The organism is Streptomyces bambusae (genome assembly GCF_020532645.1).
GTDB lineage: Bacteria > Actinomycetota > Actinomycetes > Streptomycetales > Streptomycetaceae > Streptomyces > Streptomyces bambusae.
The window spans coordinates 41,304-48,921 of sequence record NZ_JAJAUZ010000054.1 but is presented as its reverse complement, the minus strand read 5'-3'; the positions used below and the strand labels follow the sequence as shown (position 1 = coordinate 48,921).

Below are 7,618 nucleotides of genomic sequence, written 5' to 3'. Positions count from 1 at the left end.
AAGCCGTCCCAGGCCGGACACCACGGCAGCCGCAGGCCGCAGCAGACAGCAGAACGCCCGCCCGGGACACCCCGGCCGGGCGTCTGCGTTTGGCCGGCGTGCACTCAATCATCATTTAGGATTTCAGCCGGCCGCGGAGCTGCGGCTCGTCGTTGTACACGGCGACCGCGGAAGGGCCAGACGGACCGGCCGGCGAGAGCCGCATGCGTCAGGGTGCCGGTCCGGACGGGGACCCGTACGACGCTGATCATGAAGCTCCCGGGAAGCACGCGCCCGTCGGCGTGCGTCTGAGTGGTGTGGGCGTCAGGCCACCCACCCGCCCACACACAGAAGACCCCCAGGGAGAAGTGAGGTATGGCAGTGATCTGCGTCGGAGGCATGATCGGAATCGGCAAGACCAGCGTGGCGGAGCTCCTCGCCAAGCAGCTGGGCAGCGACGTCTTCTACGAGAGCGTCGACGACAACCCGATCCTCCCGCTCTTCTACACGGCGAGCCCCGAGGAGATCCAGGCCAAGCGGTACCCCTTCCTGCTCCAGCTGTACTTCCTGCAGACCCGCTTCGCCTCGATCAAGGAGGCGTACAAGCAGGGCGACAACGTCCTCGACCGCTCCATCTACGAGGACTGGTACTTCGCCAAGGTCAACCACGACCTGGGCCGCATCAGCTCCCTCGAGATGCAGGTGTACGAGGGCCTGCTCGACGAGATGATGCGTGAGATCGACGGCCTGCCGTACCGCAAGGCCCCCGACCTCATGGTCTACCTCAAGGCCGACTTCGAGACGGTGCTGCACCGCATCGGCCTCCGCGGCCGCGGCTTCGAGCAGGACGAGAGCCTCGTCGAGTACTACCGCACGCTGTGGTCCGGCTACGACGACTGGGTGCACAAGCACTACTCGGCCAGCGAGGTCCTCGTCATCGACATGAACGAGACCGACGTGGTGAACAACCCCGCCGATGCGGACCGCGTGGTCCAGGAGGTCAAGGACGCCCTGGTCGCCGCCCGCGCCCGCCTCTGACCCGTCCGCACCTGCACCGCTGCCCGCCCCGACCGTCCGGCCGGGGCGGGCAGCGGTGCGTGCACGCCGGTCCGGATCTCAGCCGGCGCCCTTCGCCTGCGCGGCAGCCAGCTCCTCGACCCGCCTGCGGTATGCCTCCGCCAACGTCCCGCCGTCGGCCCCGGCGTGCCCCTCCGGGCCGACCCCGATCGACTGCAGGACCGCATCGGCCCGCGCCTGACGGGTCGCCAGTTCCTCTTCGGCGTGCGGATACAGCAGGCGCAGCCCGCGCTTGTCGCCTTCGGACAGGCTCTGCCCGGTGCCGGCCGGCGCACAACTGCTGGGGTTGGACTTGTAGAAGAACGCCGGGAACCGGTACAGCATCACGGACTTCGTGTCGAAGGGACCGGCCACGACGTCCGGGTCGTCCTCGGTCCGGAGGTTGTGGTCCACCTTCGCGCGCGACCACCGGTTCGGCGCGCCCGAGAGGTACGTGTAGATGCCGGGGCGGCGCCCCTGGGAGTCCGGCACGAAGACACCGTTGGCGTCCTGCGTGAAGCTGTAGTCCTGGTCGTCGTCCCAGCGGAACTCGCTCTCGCAGGTACCGCGCATGTTCTGGTGCGAGTGGTGGAACCCCAGCGCGTGCAGGAACTCGTGCCGCGCGGTGCCTTCCCACGTCGGGGGCCGGTTCGTCGTGAACCGCCCCAGGTTCAGGCTGCGTTGACCGGGGTTTCCGCCGATCGGGCCGCCTCCGGCACCGATCGTGGGGTCCGTGCTGTCGGTGCCGACCAGGGAGAAGAACCCCTGCATGTCGAAACTGACCCGGATCTCGGCGGCGTACTCGGTATCGGCCGTCGTCCACCGCCGGAACGTCCCGGCCGCCTCGTCGTGCCCGAAATCGAGCGTCAGGTTGCACGCGTCGGTGATCTGCGCCGTCGCTCCGGCGATGTCCGCGTGCAGCTGCGCGGTCCCGTCGAGGAAAGCGACCCGCACCGTCGAACCGGGCGTCCACCGGGCGATGTCCGTGACGAGGAACTCCAGCTCACCGGCCGAAGCCCGCCGCCAGCGGTCCCGCACCTCGATCGATGCGACCACGTCGTCAGGGAGAGATTCGAGTTCCATGGCACACCCTTCCGCATCCACTTGACCCCAGACGCCGAACGGCCCGCTGACCCGCCCCTCCCGAGCACGCCGACCCAGAACCCCCTCATCCCGAGTATCCGCCCGACGAACCCACTCCGCGACCGACGGCGGCACCCGTCCGCGCGGCGGTGTCACATCCCGCGCCGCCACCCGGTCTTCCTTACGGAACCGGGAGAAGGGACCCCGAAGATGAAGACCGTCATCGTGTGCGCCTCCGTGGCGCACGGCAACACGCAGCGCGTCGCCGACCGCATGGCCCGGACCCTGGCCGCACGGGTCGTCACCCCCGAACAGGCCGATCCGGCGGAGCTGGCCGCCGCCGACCTCGTGGGCTTCGGCTCGGGCGTCTACCACGGCCGGCTCCACCCCCGTCTGAACGCCTTCGTCAGGGCTCTTCCCCCGGGGCAGGGCCGCGCCTTCGTGTTCGCGACCAGCGGGCTGCCCGCGCTGCCGCCGGCCCCGTTCACCCGCCCCACGGTCCGCCTCCTCGAACGCAAGGGCTACGAGGTGGCCGGGACCTTCTCGTGCCGGGCCCTCGACACCTGGGCCCTCTTCAGGCTCGTCGGCGGCATCAACAGGCAGCGCCCCGACGCCGACGACCTCGCCGCCGCGCAGGCCTTCGCCGAGCGGCTGCGCGGGGGTCGGGCGCCGAGGCGCTGACCCCGTCCGGGGCCGCAGCCGGAGGACGGCGGGAGCTCAGATCGCCATCGCCTCCTGGATCCAGCGCTTCACCCGGTACGGCAGCCACCACGCCAGGTCGCCGACGCGCAGGACGAGCTGTTCCTCGGCGAACTCGGCCAGGGCGTCCGGGCGGACGTCCGCCGCCGGGGCGCCGTTCTCCAGCAGGGCGATCGCCTCGTGGTAGTGCGGCTCGTCGCAGGTGAAGCGGCGCAGGTCGCCCCAGCGCCGGTCGCGGATCTGGAGGAAACCGGGCCCCTGGCGCCACAGGCACTTGCACAGGTAGTGGCTGCGGCGCCAGGCGAGCAGGTGCTCCGCCGCCGCCCCGCCGCCGTCGAGCTGCTGCGGCGGCTGGAGGTGGCTGAGCAGCTTCCAGGTCTCGTCGTCGCCGTCGTCCAGGCGCAGCCGCCAGTCGACGAGCACGGCCCGTGCGGTCAGGTCCCGCACCAGGCCCAGGGAGCGCAGGGTACGGCGTGCGGCGGCGGGAGCGGCATTGGCGGCGGCCGTCAGGTCGACGGTGCCGGGTACGACGACCCGGCGGGCGCCGAGCCCCCACAGCCGGTCGGTCTCCTCGGCCAGCGGACCGGTGAGCCGGTGGCTGCCGAGCGCCATGCCCGGCAGCGCGCAGGCGTCCGCGTCGTAGTCGCGCCAGGCGGTGACCGTGAGCGGGACTTCTTCGGTGGACGCGGGCGAGGGGTGGACTGCGCTGGTCATGGAGTCTCCTGGGGTGCGGACGGCACGGTCAGACCGAAACGGGCGACGGGACGGCATCGCGGACGGCGGCCGCCGGGCCGTCGCCGGCCGCCGCCGGGGCGGGCACCTGCACCTCGGACGAGTGCAGGTGCCGCATGAAGTCCAGTCGCAGCAGGTCCTCGTTCACCGCCGCCGGCGCGACGTGCACGTACTGGCCGCCGTCGGTGAACACGATGCCCTGGCCGACCCAGCCGTCCAGGACCTCCGTCACCTGCTCCTGCGTGCGCGGGTCGCCCTTCACGCGAGCGGCGGCCTTGCGCGCGAGGGTGGCCGGGGCGTGCGGCTGGTCGAGCAGCCGGAACAGGGCGATCTCGAAGGGGTCGGTCAGCTCCATGGCCCGCCACGGGAACGCCCGGCGCCGGTTGACGAGCACGATGCGGTCCCCGAGGTCCGTGTGTGTCAGCCGGGAGTCGGTGTGGTGCTTCTTCCAGGCGGCCAGCGCGTCGTTGAGCGCGGTGACGGTCGGCTCTCCGATGCCGCGCGCCGGAGCCTCGAACACGTAGGCGAGGTCGTACAGTTCCTCCTCCGGCAGGTCGTACGTGAACCGGTAGTGCGCCTCGGGCCGGAGCCCCGTGAAGCCGAGTTCGGGCCGGTTGAAGTACGGGCTGAACCGTTCGATCGCGATCCGCGCCGACAGGTCCACCGGCGGGTCGAGGTGCTCCAGCGCCGGGAGCTGCGCGATGACCGGCTCGTAGTCCTGTGCGGTCTCGCCGGGGAAGCCGTGGAGGTAGTTCCAGCAGACCGACAGGCCGGTCTCCGCACCGTCGCGCAGCATGCGGACGTTCTGGCACCCGCTGACGCCCTTGTCCATCAGGTCGAGGACCCGCTTGTTGAGGCTCTCGATGCCCGGCTGGACGTAGATCAGCCCGGCGTCGGACAGGGTCTGCAGCTGGGACCGGCGCATGTTGGCCTTGATCTCGATGTGCAGGCGCAGGTCGTAGCCGCTCTCGATGATCCGGGGGAGCACGGTGTTCAGATAGCCCATGTCCAGGATGTTGTCGACGACGTACATGTCCAGCACCCGGTGCCGCCGGGCCAGGTCCATGATCTCTTCGTAGAAGACGTCCGGGCTCTTGCTGCGGAACTGCATGAACGAGCCGTTGAGGCCGCAGAACGTGCAGTGGTGCTTCTCGCCCCACCAGCAGCCGCGCGCCCCTTCGACGACCAGCTTCGGCTCCACCCAGTTGCGGGCGACCGAGGCGGCCAGGCACTCGAAGTAGCCGCTGTAGTCGGGCGGGAGGATGGCCGCCGGCGGCAGCGGGGAGGTCGCCATCGGATTGACGGTGCTGGAGCCGTCGGCACCTCGGTGGCACAGGCCGGGGATGCCGGAGAAGTCGCTGCGCCCCTCGGCCAGGGCCTTCACCAGCTCCGGGAACGCGGTCTCGCCCTCGCCGCGCACGACGTGGTCCACGAACGGGAAGTTGCGGTGGACCGCGGCCCCCTGCTCGGCGTCGCAGTTCGCCCCGCCCATCACCGTCACGATGTGCGGTGCCAGCCGCTTCACGTGCCGGGCGGCGGCGAGCGCGGCGGTGTTCTGCTGGAAGGTCGAGGTGAACCCGACCACGTCCGGGTTCTGTTCGACGATCCGCCGGGCGATCTCCTCGACGAACGCGGGCACTTCGCGGTGCAGCTCCTGTGTCGTCTTCATCCGCGACGCGCGCAGCTTGCCCTTCATCACCGAGGTGAACTCCTCCTCGCGCCAGGAGGGGTCGTCGTAGAGCGCCGAGGAGAAGACCCAGTCGCCGCAGCCCATGAAGTAGGAGGACAGCGAGTAGTACTGGTAGTCCTCGGCGTCGAACTCGCGGCGCGCCGTGATCCAGTCGATGAACTCCAGGTTGGCGTGCAGCACCGAGGCCGTGGCCCCCGGCACCCGCTCGTCGATGCTGCGCTTGAGGATGCCGAGTGCGAGGGAGGGCAGGTCGATGGGGGACCAGGGCATGTTGACCAGCAGAACGCGCACAACGGCTCCTTGACGGTGCTCGAACGGTGGGTGGAACCGGCCGGCCCGGACGGTGCGAACCGGGCCGGCCGGGCGGATCAGTCCTCTTCGCCGTCCTCGGCGTTGCGGAACGGAATCGTGATGGTGACGCCGATGGTCGGCTTGCGGTTCTCCTCGTCACCCGTCAGCGGGTCGTTGTTGATGACGTCCTTCTGCATGGTGTCCTCCTCTCTCCGGTGCGCTGGGATGGTCGTCCCCGGGAGCCGGTGCGAGCCGGCCCTCCGGGACCCCGCTCCGGACGGAGCGGGACGTCTGGGCGGATCCGGAACCCGGATCCGGGGCGGGGCGGCCCGGGCGGCCGCGGCGGCGCAGCTCGCGGTCCAGGAACCCGAGCGCGCGGCGCAGCACGGCGACGTGGTGGCGGCCGTCGTATCCGTCGTGACCGGTGTCGAGCCACATCGCCTCGTGCCGTACGTCCGCGCGGGTGAGCGCGTCCAGGTAGCGGCGCACCTGCTCCGGCGGGCACTTGTCGTCACGTTCGGCCGCGACGACCAGCAGGGGCGCCCGTACCTGCGCCACGTAACTCACCGGGGAGCTGCGGGCGTACGCCTCGGGCACCTGCTCGGGCGTGCCCCCGAACAGCCGCTCGTCCAGGGCCCGCAGTGCGGGTGTGCCGGCGCGGTGGGCGGCGGCGCAGTCCGCCACCGGCTTCACGGCGACGACCGCGCGCCACGGTCCGGGGGCGGCGCCGGCGGCGAGCAGCGCCAGGTAGCCGCCCCACGAGGTGCCCCACAGGGCGGTGGCGTCGGCCCGCACCAGCCCGCGGCGGACCAGGTCGGTCCGTACGGACACGAGGTCCTGCACCTGGGTCAGTCCCACCCCGGCCGGGTACGCGTGGCGCCAGCGCGGCCCGTAGCCGGTGGAGCCCCGGTAGTTCACCCGGACCACGGCGAAGCCGGAGGCCACCAGGGAGTGCACGACCCCGTCGTACGCGTCGCGGTCGTGGTCGGCGGGACCGCCGTGCACCAGGAAGACGGCGGGCGCCGGCGACAGGCCCTCCGGCAGGGCGAGCAGGCTGTGCACCGGACCGTCCGGGCCCGGCGTCCACAGCTCGCGGTGTTCGCCCGGCACGGCGCCGTCGACCGTACCGAGCGGCGGCAGCGCGGTGCCCGCGGTCGACACCATGCGCGGCGGCTGCGCGGCCGAGGTCCACAGGTAGTGCACGTCGCCGTCGGGCCGCGCGGCTGCCGCCAGCAGGGTGCCGGGAGGTGTGGGCACGGCGCCGACGGTGCGCCGGCCGGGGTCGGCGCGGTGCAGCAGGCTGCGGCCGTGGCGTTCCTGCCGGATCAGCACGCCGTCGCGGTCGGGGTACCAGGAGGCGGTGATCTCCGTGTCGAACCCGCACCACTCCCAGAGGCGCGCGCCGGTGCCGGGCCGCCAGACGCCGAGGACGTAGCGGTCCCGGCGCCGCCGTACGAGCAGCAGTTCCGTGTCCCGTCCGGTGCCCGCGGGCCGGAAGCCGAGGGCCCACAGCTCGCCGCCGTCGCCGTCGCCCCGGAGCACGGCCCGGACGGTGCCGTCCGGGGACAGCACGGTCACCGCCCGGTCGGACCCGGCCGGCCCGCCGACGGCGAGGTGCAGTCCGTCCGGCGAGATGCCCGCGAGCCGGGCGTGGCCCTCGAACCGGGCCACGGCGCGGGGCGGGCCGCCGCGCTGCCCGATGTGCAGGCTGGTCGCGCCGGCCGCGGCCGTCGCGACGGCGACGGTGCCGCCGGGGGTGAGGCCGAGTCCCCGCGGCGCGCCTGCGGGTACGCCCTCCAGGCCGGGCCGGTCGGTGCCGGCGTCGCCGTGGAAGGGCCGGAACTGCCACTGGCCGTGGCCGTCGGCGTCCTCGTCGAACCACCACACGTGGGCGTCGTGGTCGACGGCGCAGTGCAGGGTGCCGCCCGGGCGGTCCGTCACCTGCCGTGCCCGGCCGGTCCGCGCGTCCCAGGTGAACACCTGGCAGCGGCCGTCGGCGTCGGCGGTGAAGACCATCCGCGCGGGGTCGGCCGCACACACGTCCGGGAGCTCCGCGCGGTAGGTGTGGTAGCGGACGCCGGGCCGCTC

At 72.4% G+C, this 7,618-nt stretch carries 6 protein-coding genes; 2 read left to right on the top strand and 4 right to left on the bottom strand.

Annotated elements, in window-relative coordinates:
• Positions 1 to 354 precede the first annotated feature (354 nt).
• The gene (locus LG634_RS28965; protein ID WP_226737961.1) at positions 355 to 1,017 is read left to right on the top strand and encodes a deoxynucleoside kinase; all 663 of its coding nucleotides are present in this window, start codon (positions 355 to 357) and stop codon (positions 1,015 to 1,017) included.
• A 78-nt stretch (positions 1,018 to 1,095) separates the two neighbouring features.
• Here LG634_RS28965 and LG634_RS28960 read toward each other — a convergent pair whose 3' ends face one another.
• Complete coding sequence (locus LG634_RS28960) at positions 1,096 to 2,118, bottom strand: zinc metalloprotease (RefSeq protein ID WP_226737960.1); 1,023 nt, start codon at positions 2,116 to 2,118, stop codon at positions 1,096 to 1,098.
• A 210-nt stretch (positions 2,119 to 2,328) separates the two neighbouring features.
• Here LG634_RS28960 and LG634_RS28955 point away from each other — a divergent pair, with 210 nt between their 5' ends.
• Entirely contained in the window at positions 2,329 to 2,799 is a 471-nt protein-coding gene (locus LG634_RS28955) for a flavodoxin domain-containing protein (protein WP_226737959.1), read from the top strand.
• 36 nt (positions 2,800 to 2,835) lie between these two features.
• On the opposite strand, the gene LG634_RS28950 is transcribed toward LG634_RS28955, so the two are convergent.
• The 3 genes from LG634_RS28950 to LG634_RS28940 all read right to left on the bottom strand — a co-directional run bounded on the left by LG634_RS28950 (position 2,836) and on the right by LG634_RS28940 (position 7,546).
• Positions 2,836 to 3,531 (bottom strand): DUF5825 family protein, encoded by a 696-nt coding sequence (locus LG634_RS28950; protein WP_226737958.1) that lies wholly within the window; start codon positions 3,529 to 3,531, stop codon positions 2,836 to 2,838.
• 28 nt (positions 3,532 to 3,559) lie between these two features.
• The gene (locus tag LG634_RS28945; protein ID WP_226737956.1) at positions 3,560 to 5,530 is read right to left on the bottom strand and encodes a RiPP maturation radical SAM C-methyltransferase; all 1,971 of its coding nucleotides are present in this window, start codon (positions 5,528 to 5,530) and stop codon (positions 3,560 to 3,562) included.
• A 156-nt stretch (positions 5,531 to 5,686) separates the two neighbouring features.
• A complete protein-coding gene (locus LG634_RS28940) occupies positions 5,687 to 7,546 on the bottom strand; it encodes an alpha/beta hydrolase family protein (protein WP_226737965.1) in 1,860 nt (619 codons plus the stop codon).
• Positions 7,547 to 7,618 lie beyond the last annotated feature (72 nt).